At 30.4% G+C, this 16,937-nt stretch carries 18 protein-coding genes; 1 reads left to right on the plus strand and 17 read right to left on the minus strand.

Annotation, left to right across the window (positions count from 1 at the left end; genetic code table 11):
• Positions 1-69 precede the first annotated feature (69 nt).
• From dnaK to lepA, 5 genes are all read right to left on the minus strand, one after another.
• On the minus strand, positions 70-1,902 hold the full coding sequence (gene dnaK, locus HS848_RS05275) for a molecular chaperone DnaK (protein ID WP_107508558.1): 1,833 nt from the start codon (positions 1,900-1,902) through the stop codon (positions 70-72).
• A 54-nt stretch (positions 1,903-1,956) separates the two neighbouring features.
• Positions 1,957-2,571, minus strand: a complete 615-nt coding sequence (gene grpE / locus HS848_RS05280; RefSeq protein ID WP_198611499.1) for a nucleotide exchange factor GrpE — start codon at positions 2,569-2,571, stop codon at positions 1,957-1,959.
• 31 nt (positions 2,572-2,602) lie between these two features.
• Positions 2,603-3,580, minus strand: coding sequence for a heat-inducible transcriptional repressor HrcA (gene hrcA, locus HS848_RS05285; RefSeq protein ID WP_198611500.1), 978 nt, complete (start codon positions 3,578-3,580; stop codon positions 2,603-2,605).
• Positions 3,581-3,679: 99 nt separating this feature from the next.
• Complete coding sequence (gene hemW / locus HS848_RS05290; RefSeq protein ID WP_198611501.1) at positions 3,680-4,804, minus strand: radical SAM family heme chaperone HemW; 1,125 nt, start codon at positions 4,802-4,804, stop codon at positions 3,680-3,682.
• 162 nt (positions 4,805-4,966) lie between these two features.
• A complete protein-coding gene (gene lepA / locus HS848_RS05295) occupies positions 4,967-6,790 on the minus strand; it encodes a translation elongation factor 4 (RefSeq protein WP_103167472.1) in 1,824 nt (607 codons plus the stop codon).
• A gap of 338 nt (positions 6,791-7,128) precedes the next feature.
• On the opposite strand from lepA, the gene rpsT reads away from it, so the two are divergent.
• Entirely contained in the window at positions 7,129-7,380 is a 252-nt protein-coding gene (gene rpsT, locus HS848_RS05300) for a 30S ribosomal protein S20 (RefSeq protein ID WP_103167625.1), read from the plus strand.
• A gap of 42 nt (positions 7,381-7,422) precedes the next feature.
• Here rpsT and holA read toward each other — a convergent pair whose 3' ends face one another.
• From holA to HS848_RS05360, 12 genes are all read right to left on the minus strand, one after another.
• Positions 7,423-8,397 carry a DNA polymerase III subunit delta gene (gene holA / locus HS848_RS05305; RefSeq protein ID WP_198611502.1) on the minus strand — a complete coding sequence of 325 codons (975 nt, stop codon included), beginning with the start codon at positions 8,395-8,397 and terminating at the stop codon, positions 7,423-7,425.
• A gap of 80 nt (positions 8,398-8,477) precedes the next feature.
• Positions 8,478-10,646 (minus strand): DNA internalization-related competence protein ComEC/Rec2, encoded by a 2,169-nt coding sequence (locus tag HS848_RS05310; protein ID WP_198611503.1) that lies wholly within the window; start codon positions 10,644-10,646, stop codon positions 8,478-8,480.
• A 3-nt stretch (positions 10,647-10,649) separates the two neighbouring features.
• Positions 10,650-11,108 (minus strand): ComE operon protein 2, encoded by a 459-nt coding sequence (locus tag HS848_RS05315; RefSeq protein ID WP_107508565.1) that lies wholly within the window; start codon positions 11,106-11,108, stop codon positions 10,650-10,652.
• A gap of 71 nt (positions 11,109-11,179) precedes the next feature.
• A complete protein-coding gene (locus HS848_RS05320) occupies positions 11,180-11,905 on the minus strand; it encodes a helix-hairpin-helix domain-containing protein (RefSeq protein WP_198611504.1) in 726 nt (241 codons plus the stop codon).
• Positions 11,906-11,960: 55 nt separating this feature from the next.
• Positions 11,961-12,686 carry a class I SAM-dependent DNA methyltransferase gene (locus HS848_RS05325; protein ID WP_198611505.1) on the minus strand — a complete coding sequence of 242 codons (726 nt, stop codon included), beginning with the start codon at positions 12,684-12,686 and terminating at the stop codon, positions 11,961-11,963.
• A gap of 1 nt (position 12,687) precedes the next feature.
• Positions 12,688-13,041, minus strand: coding sequence for a ribosome silencing factor (gene rsfS, locus HS848_RS05330; RefSeq protein ID WP_198611506.1), 354 nt, complete (start codon positions 13,039-13,041; stop codon positions 12,688-12,690).
• Positions 13,042-13,626, minus strand: coding sequence for a bis(5'-nucleosyl)-tetraphosphatase (symmetrical) YqeK (gene yqeK / locus HS848_RS05335; RefSeq protein ID WP_107508322.1), 585 nt, complete (start codon positions 13,624-13,626; stop codon positions 13,042-13,044).
• Positions 13,616-14,188 (minus strand): nicotinate-nucleotide adenylyltransferase, encoded by a 573-nt coding sequence (locus tag HS848_RS05340; RefSeq protein WP_198611507.1) that lies wholly within the window; start codon positions 14,186-14,188, stop codon positions 13,616-13,618. The genes yqeK and HS848_RS05340 overlap by 11 nt, the downstream gene beginning before the upstream one ends.
• A 7-nt stretch (positions 14,189-14,195) precedes the next feature.
• Positions 14,196-14,486, minus strand: a complete 291-nt coding sequence (yhbY, locus tag HS848_RS05345; RefSeq protein WP_103167096.1) for a ribosome assembly RNA-binding protein YhbY — start codon at positions 14,484-14,486, stop codon at positions 14,196-14,198.
• A gap of 1 nt (position 14,487) precedes the next feature.
• Positions 14,488-15,294, minus strand: coding sequence for a shikimate dehydrogenase (gene aroE, locus HS848_RS05350; RefSeq protein ID WP_198611508.1), 807 nt, complete (start codon positions 15,292-15,294; stop codon positions 14,488-14,490).
• A gap of 12 nt (positions 15,295-15,306) precedes the next feature.
• The gene (gene yqeH / locus HS848_RS05355; protein ID WP_198611509.1) at positions 15,307-16,407 is read right to left on the minus strand and encodes a ribosome biogenesis GTPase YqeH; all 1,101 of its coding nucleotides are present in this window, start codon (positions 16,405-16,407) and stop codon (positions 15,307-15,309) included.
• Complete coding sequence (locus HS848_RS05360) at positions 16,408-16,935, minus strand: YqeG family HAD IIIA-type phosphatase (RefSeq protein WP_198611510.1); 528 nt, start codon at positions 16,933-16,935, stop codon at positions 16,408-16,410.
• Positions 16,936-16,937 lie beyond the last annotated feature (2 nt).

The raw sequence follows: 16,937 nt of genomic DNA on the forward strand, positions 1-16,937 counted from the left end.
GACTTTGACTTTTTGGCTGACATTTATAGTGGTTTAACTAATTTAGCGAACCTTATAAACGATTAGCGATTATTTTTTATCTTCATCGTCATTTACTTCTTTAAATTCAGCATCTTCTACATTGCTGTCATTATTGCCTTGTTGTTGAGCATCAGCACCTTGTGCTTGTTGTTGAGCTTGTTGATAAACTTTAGCTGATAAATCTTGAATTACTTTTTCAAGTTCTTCTTTTTTAGCTTTAATGTCTTCTAAATCTTGACCTTCAAGGGCAGATTTTAAAGCATCTTTTTTACTTTCAGCATTAGATTTGTCATCTTCGCTAATGTTTTCACCTAAGTCTTTAATAGTTTTTTCAACTTGGAATACTAAGCTATCTGCTTCATTTCTTAAGTCTACTTCTTCACGACGGCTTTTATCTGCTTCAGCATTTTCTTCTGCATCTTTAACCATACGATCGATTTCTTCATCAGATAAAGCTGAGCTTGATTGAATTGTGATATTTTGTTCTTTATTAGTACCTAAGTCTTTTGCAGTAACATTTACGATACCGTTTTTATCAATATCGAATGTAACTTCGATTTGAGGTACGCCACGTGGAGCAGGTGGAATATCAGTTAATTGGAATCTACCTAATGTTTTATTATCTGATGCCATTGGGCGTTCACCTTGTAACACGTGAATGTCTACTGCTGGTTGGTTATCAGCTGCAGTTGAGTATACTTGAGATTTTGAAGTTGGGATAGTTGTATTACGTTCAATTAATGTGTTCATACGTCCGCCCATGATTTCAATACCAAGTGATAATGGTGTAACGTCTAATAATACGACATCTTTAACGTCGCCAGTGATAACGCCACCTTGGATAGCAGCACCCATTGCTACTACTTCGTCAGGGTTAACACCTTTGTGAGGATCTTTACCAATTTCTTTTTTAACTGCTTCTTGAACAGCTGGGATACGAGTTGAACCACCTACTAAGATAACTTCATCGATTTCTGAAGTAGATAAACCAGCGTCTTTAAGTGCTTGACGAGTAGGTTCCATAGTTCTTCTAATTAATGAATCAGCTAATTCTTCAAATTTAGAACGAGTTAAACTAATTTCTAAGTGTAATGGACCATTTTCACCAGCTGAGATGAATGGTAATGAAATTTGAGTTTGAGAAACGCCTGATAAGTCTTTTTTAGCTTTTTCAGCAGCATCTTTAAGACGTTGTAATGCCATTTTATCTTGTGATAAGTCTACGCCGTTTTCTTTTTTGAATTCTGAAACTAAGTGATCGATAATTACTTGGTCAAAGTCGTCACCACCAAGTTTATTATCACCAGCAGTTGAAAGTACTTCAAATACGCCATCGCCTAATTCAAGGATAGAAACGTCAAATGTACCGCCACCTAAGTCGAATACTAATACTTTTTGGTCTTGTTCAGTTTTGTCTAAACCATAAGCTAATGCAGCAGCAGTTGGTTCGTTAATAATACGTTCAACTTCTAAACCAGCAATTTTACCAGCGTCTTTTGTAGCTTGACGTTCAGCATCATTGAAGTATGCAGGAACTGTGATAACTGCTTTATCAACTTTATCTCCTAAATAGCTTTCTGCAGTGTTTTTAAGGTTTTGTAAAACCATTGCTGAAATTTCTTGAGGAGTATATGATTTGCCTTCAATATCAACTTTATAGTCAGTACCCATATGACGTTTAATTGATTGAACTGTATTAGGGTTAGTAATAGCTTGACGTTTAGCTACTTCACCAACTTGAGTTTCACCGTTTTTGAATGCTACTACTGATGGAGTAGTTCTAGCACCTTCAGGGTTTTGAATTACTTTAGGTTCGTCACCTTCTAAAATAGCTACACATGAATTTGTTGTACCTAAGTCTATACCGATTACTTTACTCATAATAAAATTCCTCCAATATAATTATTTGTTAAAATGGTATTTTCATCAAATGCTTTATTGATTTACTTTAACCATTGATGGTCTTAGAACTCTATCCTTTAATTTATACCCTTTTTGTAGTTCTTGAGTAATTTCTCCAGATTTGAAATCAGGATTATCATCTTGAACTACAGCTTGGTGATAATTAGGATCAAATTCTTGACCTTCAGATTTAATTTCTTCAAGACCATTTTCTTGAAGTGCTCTTAATAAGCTTTCATGAACCATTTGTACACCTTTTTGCAATGATTTAAATGATTCATCGCTACCTTCAATTTGTAAAGCACGTTCAATATTATCAATTGTAGGTAAAATATCAGTTAACACGCGTTGTGATTGATATTTTTTATTAGTTTCATTTTCTTTTTGAATTCTACGTTTATAATTTTCGAATTCTGCGTACAATCTTAAATATTTTTCTTCATTTTCATTCGCTTTTAATTGTAATTGCTGAATTCCCTCATCTTTAGGATCTACTGATGTTTCTTCACTTTCATCACTATCTTGTGAATTATCATTTTCAACTGTAGCAGTTTCAGCATTTTCTACTGATGATGTTTCTTCATTAGTTGTTTCATTTTCTTCAGTATTTTCAGTAGTATTTTTTACTGATTCATCTTTTTCTGTCATTTTTTACCCTCCAATATAATTACAATTAAACTCACCAAATTTGGTTAAGTAATTGAATCACATTTTGATAATGCATTGCAGTTGGTCCAATAACCGCTATTTGTCCTTTTAGAGAATGATCAAAGTGATATTGGCTAGTAACAATTGAGATATCACTAAGACTTTCATCAATTTCTTTTCCAATTTTGACATTAATTTCAGAAGAAGAAATATCTTCTAACAATTCAGTAATCCGCTCTGACTCTAAATATTGTAAAATTGGTTGAATTGACGAAACATTTGATTCATTCAATGCATCAATTAGTTTAACCTTTCCACCCATAAAAATGCTATTACTTTGTTTGTGAAGATGTGAATTAAGCATATGAACAATATTATTAATAAATAGTTCTTCTTCATTAGAGTTAACAAACGCTTTAATTTTATCTTTAAAGTTGAAAGTTTTATCGCTATATTGTTGGCTAATGAAATTAGAAATATCAATTAACCTATCATTGTCTAAATTGATGTATGAATGCAAATGTAAGTGTTCTACGTGCCCTGAATTGTAAATAATCACCATTATAATAATCGATTGATTTGCACGTATTAAATGAACGTTATTTATAATATCTTTATTGTGGTCTGGACGAACAACCAACGTTGCATATTGAGATTTCATTGATAATTCATTTGCAAAATAATTTAATGCTGAAGAAATATCGTAGTGATTCTCAATCAAGAGTTGATTTAATCGTTGAACTTTATTGTGTTTTTGATGAGATGTTTTCTTTAACAATTGATTGACGTAAAGTCTAAATCCTTCTTCTGAAGGAGAACGACCTGAAGATGAATGTGTTTTTTCTAGAAAGTTTAATTCTTCTAGATATTTCATTTCATTCCTAATCGTTGCTGGACTGACATCTAAATGATGTCTGTCAATCAATGTCTTAGAACCAATTGGTTGTCCTAAATCAACATAATCTTCAACAATTGCATTTAAAATGCTTAATTGTCTATCTGTAATCATGTTTTCACCTCATTAGCACTGTTTCCTCTCAAGTGCTAATTATAATTTATCAAATTGGTCAAAGTAAGTCAACGTTAAAGCATTACTTTTTTAAAATATCTATATATTTAACAGAAAAGCTTCAAAAACCTCATTTCCAATCACTTTTCCACGTTCAGTTAAAGAAATATATCCATCTTGTTCTTTTAATAGTTCTTTAGTTTTTAAACTATCAATAGTGTGGCCAAAAACCTTATCTATAGAAACTTTAAATTTAAGGTTAAATTTTTCTCTGCTTACGCCTTTATTCATTCTTAAACCTAAGAACATTTCTTCTTCCATTTTTTCCTCAAGTGTCGGTGTATTGCTTGTTAATATAGGCTTTTCATCATTATTCACTTTATTGATGTAATGTTGGACTGGATTTAAGTTTGTATACCTTCCTCCATTTACATAACCACTTGCCCCGGCTCCGAAACCATAATACTCTTCATTAAGCCAATACACTTTATTATGATATGACTCATGGTTATTTTTAGCGAAATTAGAAATTTCATATTGGTTAAAAGGTGTATTTTCGAGAGTATTCATTAAATACTGGTACATTTCAGCGCCTAAGTCTTCATTTGGTAATTTCAACTTACCTTTTCGATACATATTATAAAATTGAGTTTTAGGCTCTAAAATTAGGCCATAACTTGAGATATGATCGATATCCATATTTATTGCTCTATTTAAACTGTCTGAAAAGTCTTCTAAAGTTTGTTCAGGCAAATGATACATTAAATCGAGGCTTATAGATTGAATGCCTGCTTTTCTAGCATTATTTACTGCATTATATATATCTTCCGTCTCATGAGTTCTGCCAAGAATGCGTAATAATTCAGGTTTGAAAGTTTGTACACCCATTGAAATTCTATTTACCCCGTATTGTTTTAGCAATTTCACTTTATTAAAAGTTAATTCATCTGGATTAGCTTCAAAACTAAATTCTCCACTAATTGAAAAGATAGAAGTGATTGCTTCTAATAATCTTTCAAGTTGTGCTTCACTAAGTGCAGTAGGTGTTCCTCCCCCTACATACATAGTGTCTAACTCCCTATTAGAACTTGTCTTCATTTCTTTAATTAACGCAGTTAGATATTCATCTACAGGTTGTTTATCAATAAAATACTTATTGAAATCACAATAAGTACATATTCTAACGCAAAACGGAATATGGATATATGCACTTTTGACCGTCATATTTACACCTTCACTTATTTTATAATTGAATTAAAAAGAGACTGAGACAATAACATTGAAGATTTTAACAATGGGAGAAAATAAATAGTTTAATAGTACATACTTTCCACCATATTTAAACATTAAAATCTTAATTTATAACTGTCTCAACCTCTTTGTTAACTATTCGTCGTCCATTTTTAATACTGCTAAGAAAGCATCTTGTGGTATTTCTACGTTACCAACTGCTTTCATTTTAGCTTTACCAGCTTTTTGTTTTTCTAATAATTTACGTTTACGACTTATATCGCCACCATAACATTTAGATAAAACATTTTTACCCATTGATTTAATGTTAGTTCTAGCTACGATTTTTTGTCCAATAGCAGCTTGAACAGGTACTTCAAACTGTTGTCTAGGAATTAATGTTTTAAGTTTTTCAACTAGTGCTTTACCTCTTTCATAGGCGAAGTCTCTATGCACGATGAAACTTAAAGCATCTACAGTATCACCATTTAATAAGATATCCATTTTAACCAGGTTACTTACTTTATTTTCAATGAATTCATAATCAAATGAAGCATAACCTTTAGTATTTGATTTTAATTGATCGAAAAAGTCGAATACTACTTCAGATAGTGGAATTTCATAAACGATGTTAACTCGGATGTCATCTAAGTAGTCCATGTTGATAAATTGTCCACGTTTACGTTGACATAATTCCATAACGGCACCTACATAATCATTTGGAACCATCATAGTAGCTTTAACATACGGTTCATAAATAGCTTCTATTCTATCACGCTCTGGCATTTGGGCTGGGTTATCTACTGTAACTTCTGAGCCGTCTTTCATTATACATTGGTATATAACGGATGGTGCAGTAGCAATTAATTCAATTCCGAATTCACGTTCAATACGTTCTTGAATAATTTCCATATGAAGCATACCTAAGAATCCAGTTCTAAAACCAAAGCCTAATGCTTGTGAAGATTCAGGTTCAAACTCTAAAGAAGCATCATTTAATTGTAACTTCTCTAACGCTTCTCTTAAATCATTATAATCTTTATTTTCAATTGGGAATAAACCACAATATACCATTGGGTTCATTTTCTTATAACCTTTAAGTGGTGATTCTGCAGGTCTATTAGCATGTGTGATAGTGTCACCTACACGTGAGTCATCTACATTTTTAATACTAGCAATGATATAACCAACGTCACCAACAGTTAGTTCCTCTACTGGTAATTGTTTAGGAGTATTAATTCCTACTTCACTTACCTCAAACTCTTTGCCAGTAGCCATCATTTTAATACGGTCGCCCGCTTTCACTACGCCTTCCATTACACGTATAGATGAAATTACACCTCGGTAAGGATCATACTCAGAATCAAAGATTAATGCTTTAAGTGGGGCACTAGGATCACCCTCTGGTGGAGGAACTACTTCAACTATTTTCTCTAGAATTTCTTCAATACCTATGTTAGATTTCGCACTTGCTAACACCACATCATCTTGGTCTAGACCGATGACATCTTCAAGTTCTTGTTTAACTCTTTCAGGTTCAGCAGCAGGTAAATCAATTTTATTTACAACAGGTAATAATTCTAATTCATTATCTAGTGCTAAATAAACATTTGCTAGAGTTTGTGCCTCAATTCCTTGAGCAGCGTCAACTACTAGAATAGCACCTTCACATGCAGCTAATGATCTTGATACTTCATAAGAGAAGTCGACGTGTCCTGGTGTATCTATAAGATGGAAAGTATAAGTTTGGCCATCATTAGCCTCGTATTTCAAACGTACTGCATTTAATTTGATTGTAATGCCTCGTTCTCGCTCTAAATCCATTGAATCTAATAATTGATTTTGCATGTCTCGTGTTTCAACAGATTTCGTATTTTCTAAAATTCTATCTGCTAATGTTGATTTACCATGATCAATATGAGCAATAATAGAAAAATTTCGTATATTTTCTCTTCTGTTATAGCGTTCTTGCATATCCATGACCTATCATTCTCGCTTTCATAAAATTAGCCCGTGTATGTATACATCTTTGATATAATATCGTTTTTAATACTTAATTGCAAACCTAATAAAGGTAATAATATATTAAAATTGAATCTTTCGAATTAATCGTGATTTAACGAACTTGATAACTTGTTATAATGTAATTATAAAGTGTTGAGTTTTGCATTCCAATAGCTAATACTATTTAAATAGTAATAATCACTAGTAAGCTATAATTAATGATTGCACAAACACCTTTGTTTTGATAAAATATTTCTTGTTGTAATCAAAATAAAATTTGATATGCTTAAGATCACTTTTAGGAGGTGACAGTAATGCCAAATATTAAATCTGCTATTAAACGTGTGAAAACAACTAATAATGCTGAAGCTCGTAATATTTCACAAAAAAATACGATGCGTACAGCAGTAAAAAGAGCTAAAACAGCGATTGAAAACAATGCTGATAATAAAGCTGAATTAGTTAACTTTGCAATTAAAACAGTTGATAAAGCTTCACAAAGTAACTTAATTCACTCAAACAAAGCTGATCGCATTAAATCAAAATTAATGTCATCAAGTAAATAATTTTAAAAGTTCAAGCCTAGTGCTTGAACTTTTTTATTGCTTTTATAGTGCAAGTATTAATAATTCTAAAATTAATTGTTTATCTATATAGGAAGATTTAAGCTTATAGTCTGTTTCTGCGCAATGATCAATAATATTAAGTAATTCATTGAGTTGATAATGCTTTACTTGTCCGAGAGCTAACTTAACTCTATACGGGTGCACATTAATAGTCTTAGAAATCTGTTGGCCACTATACCCTTTTCTTGATAAAATCTTACATTGATAATAAAGACGGTAATTACTAGTAATTAATGCTAATAATTTAATCGGTTCTTCTTTCATTATTATTAAATCTTTAACAAGCTGAATGGCTTTGTTTTTATCTCCCTTTTGAATATATTCTGTTAATAAAAATACATTCTGTTCTAAACTACGGTTAATGATTAAACTGACATCATTCTTATTTATTGTTGTTCTATCCCCTAAAAATAATATAATCTTGTCTAATTCTTGTGATATAACATTAAAATTAATTCCTGTTAACTCAATAAATAAATTTAAAGCATCTTGTTTAATGTCTTTATAATTTTCATGTAATTTATTTTGAATCCATGATTTCATTTCTTGTTCAGACATTTGTTCAACTTTATAAAGCTTACTAGTATTCTTTAATGTTTTTGTTAATTTTTTACGTTCATCTAATTTACTTTGGTAAATTTCAAAGATTAAAAGATTATTACCATCATACTTCTCTAAAAACTCAATAACTTGATCTGTATTAGGCGTTATTTCTTTAGAAACTTTTTCGCCGGTAAACATAAATGAATTTTTAATCACAATTGCTTTTTTCTCAGAAATAAATGGCAACGTCAAAGCTTCTTCTATAATTGAAGATATGTTAGTTTCATATAGGTTGAATTTAATGAAGTTAAAATCATCTTTTCCTTCTTCTAAAAAGTCATTGACTAGTTCATTACTTTTCTTTTCTACTAATTCTGGTACTTCACCATAAACAGCTACTACGTTATTTCTCATGTTAATGAGCATCCTTTCAAAATATAAAGCGTTTAAATATTATATCATGTGAATTGTGATAATCACTACTTAACTATGATTTATTTGAAAGATATTTTTAAATCTCTATCAAGGTCAATTGTAATTTCTCCATCATTTTGAGTATTATAAATTTTACTGTTGAATGATTTTAACTTTTCAATTGTTTCCTCATTAGGTAGATGATATTTATTATGTTTACCACTTGATATCACACTAATAGATGGACGTATGATATTTAGAAACTCTTCAGAACTACTAGTTTTACTGCCGTGATGACCTACCTTTAAAATATCGATTTTCGGTAGATTATATTTATGTATTAATATATTTTCATTATTTTTAGTAGCGTCTCCCATCAGTAATATCTTGTATTTTAAATACTCTATTAAAAGAATAACACTTTGTTCGTTCTTATCGCTGCTAGTTGGGATATAAGTATGAAAAAAATGAATAGTAGAGGAATTTAAATTAATAGTATTGATACGGGAAGCATCGATTAATTGAATGTGATTGCTATGGCATATTTGTTCAATCATAGAAAGTTTATTTGGTGGATAACTAGCTAAATATATCATTAACTTTTTAATTTTTAGATGTTTTGCTAGATACGGTAATTCAGCCATATGGTCGGCATGAGGATGAGTGATGATTAAATAATCAATCGTGCTTATACCTTTGGACTTAAGTGTAGGCATAATATGATATTTTGATATTTGATAATTTTCTTCAGCACTATTTTCTTTCCCACCAGTGTCTACCATAACAGTCTCTTGACTTTTAGTTTGAAAAATTAAACTATCCCCTTGCCCAATATTTAAAAATGTAATAGTTGAAGAACTAGGTTTAGTAAAGATAATTATACAAGTAACAAATAATAAAATGACAAGCAAACTATGGATAAGTCTCTTATGGCATACAAATAAGATAATTAAAAAGATTAAAATAAAGTAAATAAAAAGTTCTAACATAGAATGGAAAGTTATAAATAGGCGCAATTTTTGAAAAGGTAAAAACAAATTCAATAATAAGTCATGTATCTTAAATATCTTATTAGTTATTATGTTTAACAAAGTTATATTGTTAACGAAATGATAAACTATAAAATTACATATAGCTAATGGAAATATAACAAAGCTATATAAAGGTACGAATATGATATTAGAAAATAAACCTAGCCATTGTAACTGATTAAAATGATAAATACTAATAATAAATGAGGAAAGTTGAGCGATAAGTGAAAGCAATAGAAAATTTTTAAATGGTGAACTGTTAAAGAGTGGTAAAGACAAAAGTATAAATAAGGAAATTAGAAAAGAAAACTGAAATCCTATATCATATATAATATTTGGATAACACATTGTTAACAAAATAAATACTAATCCTAATATATCGATGGAAGTTAGTTTGTATTTTCGAGGAAGTACAATAAATATAATAGTTCCAATAATGGCTCTTAAAGCACTTGGTGCAAAATCAGTATAAAAAGCGAATAGTATTAATAGTAAAATAATTATAGTATTAATGATCAACTTAGGTAGATTAAATCTTACTAAGCTTTGATATACAATAAAGGAAATGGTAGCTATATGTGAACCACTGACTGCTAATAAATGATAGATTCCGACATCTTTGACTTCTTCAATATAGTTCGGGTTTATTGCACTAGTATCACCAAAGATTAAAGCTATGATTTTTTCTGGTTCACGTAAAGTAGATTTATATAGCTTGTTATAAATAAAATTCAAATGACGATTAATAAAAGTGGTATTATCAATCTGATGACATGAATTATAATCCACGTTTTTCACAAAAACATAAGCTTTACCATTAAAAATATTAGTAATGTCCCCTTTAATATGACACGCTTTATGTTCTAAATTGAGTGGCTTTGTATTTTTATATTTAAATGTAAATAAATAATCTACACCATTATAATAAAAATCCCCTTTGATAAGATGATGAGCTATCTTAAAATTATTACCAAATTTCACTTCTGAATTAATGCTATGATTATTCGTTGCTTGTGTAATTAATCTATTATTTAATTGTTCATTATGTTGAACTGTTAGGAAACCTATAATAAAGAATAAGCTCAAAATAATAATAAATTCTATGCGAAATAGTTTTCGCATTATTATTATACATAAGATTGTAGCTACAAATAATGAAAATAATTTTAAGTGTAACCATAATATACCTGCTAAAAAACTTAATGCAATGTAAATCATAAATTATTCTGTTAAGTATTGAGCTACTTTACTAGGAGAAAAAGCAATTTTTTTATATTCAATGCCTGACTGGTTTAATAATTTAAGCGCATAGTCATGATTATGATAGTCTTGAGCATAATAAATTCGAGTGATACCAGCTTGAATGATTGATTTAGTACAATTTAAACATGGAAAATGCGTAACATAGATTGTTGCTCCTTCAGTAGACACCCCTTGTTTAGCACATTGTAACAAAGCGTTCATTTCTGCGTGAATAGTTCTAATACAGTGCCCATCTTCAATTAAGCAACCTTCGTCTATACAATGAACTTCACCCGATACTGAACCATTATAGCCTCCAGCTATTATTCTGTTATCTTTTACTATTGTAGCTCCAACAGAGAGTCTTTCACATGTTGAACGCAGTGCTAATAAATGACTTTGAGCCATAAAATACTCGTCCCATTTAATTCGTTCCATTTAAACAGCTCCTTTTAAAAATATATTAATTATTATAGTTTAAGTTTCAATTCAATCCAATATTATTTTATTCATACAGTAAAATATTCTTTAATTTTTTCAAATGTCTTTTCACCAATTCCTTTTATCTTTTTTAAATCCTCTACACTTTGAAAGGTTCCTGTTTTTTCTCTATAGCTTATTATTTCTTTTACTTTTGTGGGGCCTATACCAGGTACATTGAGTAATTCACTCTCACTACTTGTGTTTAAATTGACTTTATTATTAGTAGAAGTCTGATTTACGTTACTTGTTTTAGTAGCACTACTACTTGTTGGAGTAATAACTGACTCAGTTTTAGAATTATTTTCATTTTTGTGTGGAATATAAATCATCTTTTGATCTACAAGCTTTTCTGATAAATTAATTTGCGAAATGTCAGCATCTTTTAATAATTTGGCTTTAGTTATTAAATCATTGATTCTATCAGTAGATTTCATTATATAAACGCCAGGTTTTGTTACAGCTCCTTTTAAATCAACATATATATTTTGATTGTCTTGTTGACCGGTGTTATTATCATCGCTCGTTATTCCTTTCTTATGATCAAGAGCATTGGGTTGGTTATCTGTTGAATATTCATCTTTCGTGCGTTTATTCTGACTATATTGAATAGTATTACTATCGTTTTCATCTCTGTGGGATATATTATTATGTAAAGTGGTATAAAGAATGATGCTAATCGCTATAATACCCGCAACTATATATAGTTGCCATTTCTTCAAAAACGTTATCATTTCATTTTTACTTTTAAACAAAAAAACTCATCTCCTTATACATATAAACGTATAAGAAGATGAGTTTACTTTAAATTTATTTGCGAGCGACGAAAAATAATCGTTCACCTTTATCGTCGTGATTTTCGATGCTAAAATCTACGAATGTTTCAATATTAGAAAAACCAACTTGTTTTAATAATTGAATATAAGTATCTTTATCAAACGTTCTTTGGTAATGAGATTCATCAAATCTATGATAATTACCATCACTATTTTTTATAAAAAAGTTCATATCATGATATACACTATTTGGTTCTTCGCCAGCAATAGCTTCCCATGCTAAGAAGACTTGTTCATTTTCATCAATATAACATTGATTATTAAATAACGTATTCATTTTAAAAATAGTGTGGACATCAAATATAAATATGCCAGAGTCATCTAGATGTTGCATTACGCATTGAAATGTTTGCTGAACATCCTCAATATCTGGTAAATAATTCAGTGAATCACAAAATATTGTAATAACATCAAATTTAGTATTTAATGAAAAATCGGTCATATCGCCTTCTAACCAAGTGACTTGGTTAGATTTATTTACAGCAATAGATAGCATATCAGCGCTCAAATCTATGCCTGTAACCGAACCAATAGAAGTAAGTTTTGAAGTTAAGCTTCCAGTGCCACAACCAATATCAAGTAGCTTAAGGTCTTTATTAAATGATTGTGTATAGTATTTTACTATATCGTACCATTTATCATAAGGTTGATCTTGAGCTAATTGATCGTATACTGCACTCATTTCAACATACTGAGACATCTTAATAGACAGCCTGACCGTATGTTTCTATTGGTGCATCTTGATATAGTTTCTCAATATTATAATAATTTCGTTCGTCTTTATGGAATATATGAACCACAACATCAGCTAAATCAATAAGCACCCATCTTGCACCTTGATAACCTTCCATACGTTTAACGTCTATTTCGTTTTCATGTACGGCTTCTTTTACAGCTCGAGCTATTGATTGAACTTGTCGTTCATTATTACCATGACAAACTACAAAATAATCAGTCATATCACTAATACCTTGCATATTAAGAGAAACAATATCTTCTGCTTTTTTATTTTCTGTCGCATTGACAGCAATATTTAATAATTCTTCTGAATTCATTTAATCATCCTTTATTCTTTGATCACTATAATTATAATAGTTTAAACATGAAATTGTTGCACCAAAAACTGTTATATCTTTATTAATTAGAAACAATACTGTACGCTTAGATATTTCATAAATTGTTTTATCTAAACTACCTTGATTGTATGCCATATCTCTGATTTCTTCAACTCCTGGAGTTTTTCTGCCAGGTTCAATATAGTCAGCGATAAATACTAATTTTTCAGTTTTAGTCATTTCTTTACGACCCGTAGTATGATTTTTGATGGCTAATAACACTTCTTCATCTTTTACATTATAATCAGCTTCCATTATTGCAGCACATACTGGCCCATGAAGAATCTCTCCTCCATAACTCAACAATTCACTATCTAAATCATATTGTCGAACAATTTGATACATAGTGCTTAATTCATCATATTTACAATAGTCGTGTAACACTCCAGCTAATTCAGCTTTCTTTTCATCGCCGTCGTAGATTTTAGCGAGTTTAACCGCAGTTTCAGCCACTCTTAATGAATGTTTAAATCGTTTTTCAGGCAATTTATCTTTAACAAGTTCAACAGCTTTTTTAATCTTCATAGAATCCTTCCTCTCTAATATAGTTATTAACATTATGAGGGACCAAGATGTTGATTGTTTCGTGGTTTTTAATTCTCTCTCTAATCATAGAAGAGCTAATATCCATACGTGGTATATTAATCGAAATCATATTATTTTCCACTTCTTGGAAATCTGTATCTCTGTTTACGATAATGAACGTTATCAATTGCTTTAACTTATCAATTTCATACCATTTATCTAGTTGTTTATACTGATCAGTACCAATAACAAAATAAAAGTCAGCATTGGGATTATCAGAAACTAAGCTTTTTAATGTTTCATAGGTATAACTCTGACCTTTTCTTTCTAATTCAGCATAACAAATGTCTCCAAATCCTAGCTCTTCTATAACCATTTCAATCATTTTAATTCTAAATTTAGCATCTAAATAATCTTCATGTGTTTTTAAAGGTGCCATATAACTTGGCAAAAAGTAAAATTTATCAGGCTTTATTTGTGAGAATACTTCATTAGCAACTAACATATGGGCCGTATGAATCGGATTAAACTGACCGCCATATAAAACAATTTTTTTAGTCATATTACAATTAAGGTAACGTAATTTGTTTATTATCTTCAGATTCCCTATAGATAACAATCATAGACCCAATTATTTGAACAATATCACTATTAGTTGCTTCGCTTAATGTAGTAGCTAATTCTTTTTTATCATCAAAATTATTCTGTAAGACATGGATTTTAATTAATTCACGTGTTTCAAGGGTATCATCTATTTGAGATACCATATTTTCATTTATACCTGCTTTTCCTATTTGAAAAATAGGATCAATATTATGCGCTAAACTTCTTAAATATCTTTTTTGTTTTCCTGTTAGCATGTTATTCTCCTTGTAAATTTTTTAGTACTGCATATTTCATTTCTTGAATATTGGGTTGTTTACCTGTCCAAATTTTAAAACTTTCAGCTCCTTGATAAACAAACATATCAAGGCCATTATGAATGTGGTTTCCTTTTGATTCAGCTATTTCTAAAAATGGTGTTTTATAAGGTATATAGACAATGTCGCTAACGAGTGAATTAGGTGATAAATTTTCAAGGCTAATTACGCTATCAGTATTGTCGTTTAAACCTGCAGACGTAGTATTAATGATAATATCAAATTCGTCTAAATAATTTTCTGCTTCCTTAAGCGAGATAGCATTAATATCTAAATCCCAACTTTCAAAGCGACTCATCGTTCTATTCGCAACAGTTAACTTAGGTTGAACGTAATGACTTAATTCATTCGCTATACCTTTACTAGCACCGCCAGCGCCTAAAATTAAAATATATGCATTGGCAACATCGGGATAAACTTGTTTTAAACCTGTTAAATATCCTAAACCATCCGTGTTATAACCAATCCATCTATTATTAACTATTTTAACAGTATTTACAGCGCCGACTGCTTTAGATTGCTCATCTATTTCATCTAAATAAGGTATGATTCGCTCTTTATGAGGAATCGTTATATTAAACCCATCTAGCTGCTTTTCTTCAATAATTTCACGAATATGGTGAAAATCATTTGTTGGAACATGTAAAGCTTCATATGAGGCTTCTATACCTAATGCTTTAAAATTGGCATTGTGCATTATTGGAGATAAGGAATGTGAAATAGGATCGCCTATAACCGCATATTTCATATACAAACCACCTTACATTATTGAATTACGTAATATGACATCGACATTTTTAGGCACTCTTACTATTACCTTCGCCCCTGCTTCAATAGTAATAAAGCCTAACCCTGAAATCATAACATCTCGTTTTTCTTTTCCAGTTTCTAATCTGACCGCCTTAGTTTCATTCATGTCAAATTGCGTTGGATCACTAGGTGGCGTTAACACGTTCCCAATTTGATTACGCCATAAGTCATTCGCTTTTTCAGTTTTAGTTCTATGAATATTTAATTCATTTGAAAAATAACATACTAACGGTCGTTTGCCTCCAGAAACATAATCAATTCTTGCTAAACCACCAAAAAATAACGTTTGACCTTCGTTTAATTGAAAGACACGTTGTTTAATTTCATTCTTAGGAACGATTACTTTCAATTCTTTGTCAGAAACATAATGAGTCATCTGATGTGATTGGATAATACCTGGTGTATCAAACATGAATGACTTTTCATCTAATGGAATATCAATCATATCTAAAGTAGTTCCAGGAAATCTAGAAGTAGTGACTACATTTTTCTCACCAACGCTCTCTTCAATAAGCTTGTTAATAAGTGTAGATTTACCTACATTTGTAGTCCCGACGATATAAACATCATTGTTATTACGATGCTTATCAATAGTTGTTAATAACTCATCAATGCCCCATCCTTTGTAGGCAGAAATTAATACAACTTCCTCAGCTTTCATTCCATATTTTCTAGCCGTTTTCTTAAGCCAATCTTTAACGCGACGTTTATTAATTTGTTTAGGAAGTAAGTCTAATTTATTTGCTACTAAAATGATTTTTTTATTACCTACAATACGCTTTAATGCGTTAATAAAAGAGCCTTCGAAGTCAAAAATATCGACAACATTTACTATAATTCCTTGTCGCTCAGCTAGACCATTAAGTAAATTTAAAAAGTCTTCACTATCCATTCCAACATCTTGAATTTCGTTATAATTTTTTAGTCTAAAACATCTTTGACAAATAACATCTTCTCTAAACAGGTTGTGCTCGGGCACATAACCTGGCGCATTTTTATCTTCAGATTGTAATGGTGCTCCGCAACCAATACATTTTAAAGTGTCATCCATTCAATTTTCCTCCCATGTAATATAACCTTTATTCTTGAAGTAATTTAATAAGCGACGTTCAATGATTCTATTAAACCTAGTCACTAAACCATCTGTTCTTTTCACAGGTACTACCATAATCGTGTATAAGCCATTGCGATTACCTCCGAAGACGTCTGTTAACATTTGATCTCCAATAACAATCGTTTCTTCTGGTTTAATATTCATATACTTAATTGCTTTATTAAAAGATTTACCCATAGGTTTACGAGCTTTGAAAATAAAATCTACATCTAAGTCTTTTGAAAAACTTGAAACACGGTCTTCATTATTATTCGAAACAATTGTAATTGTAATTCCTAAATCATTCGCTTTTTTAAACCATTGTTGTATTTCAATAGTTGGTGATTTTACATCCCAACCTACTAGAGTATTATCTAAATCAGTAATTATCCCTTTAAAGCCAGATTTAGCAAGTTTCTCAATATCTATTTGAAAAACTGATTTAACGTAATCATTTGGCATAAAAAATTTTTTTATTAATCCCATAT

Origin of the sequence: Staphylococcus caledonicus (assembly GCF_016238465.1) — a bacterium.
GTDB classification, from domain to species: Bacteria; Bacillota; Bacilli; order Staphylococcales; family Staphylococcaceae; genus Staphylococcus; species Staphylococcus caledonicus.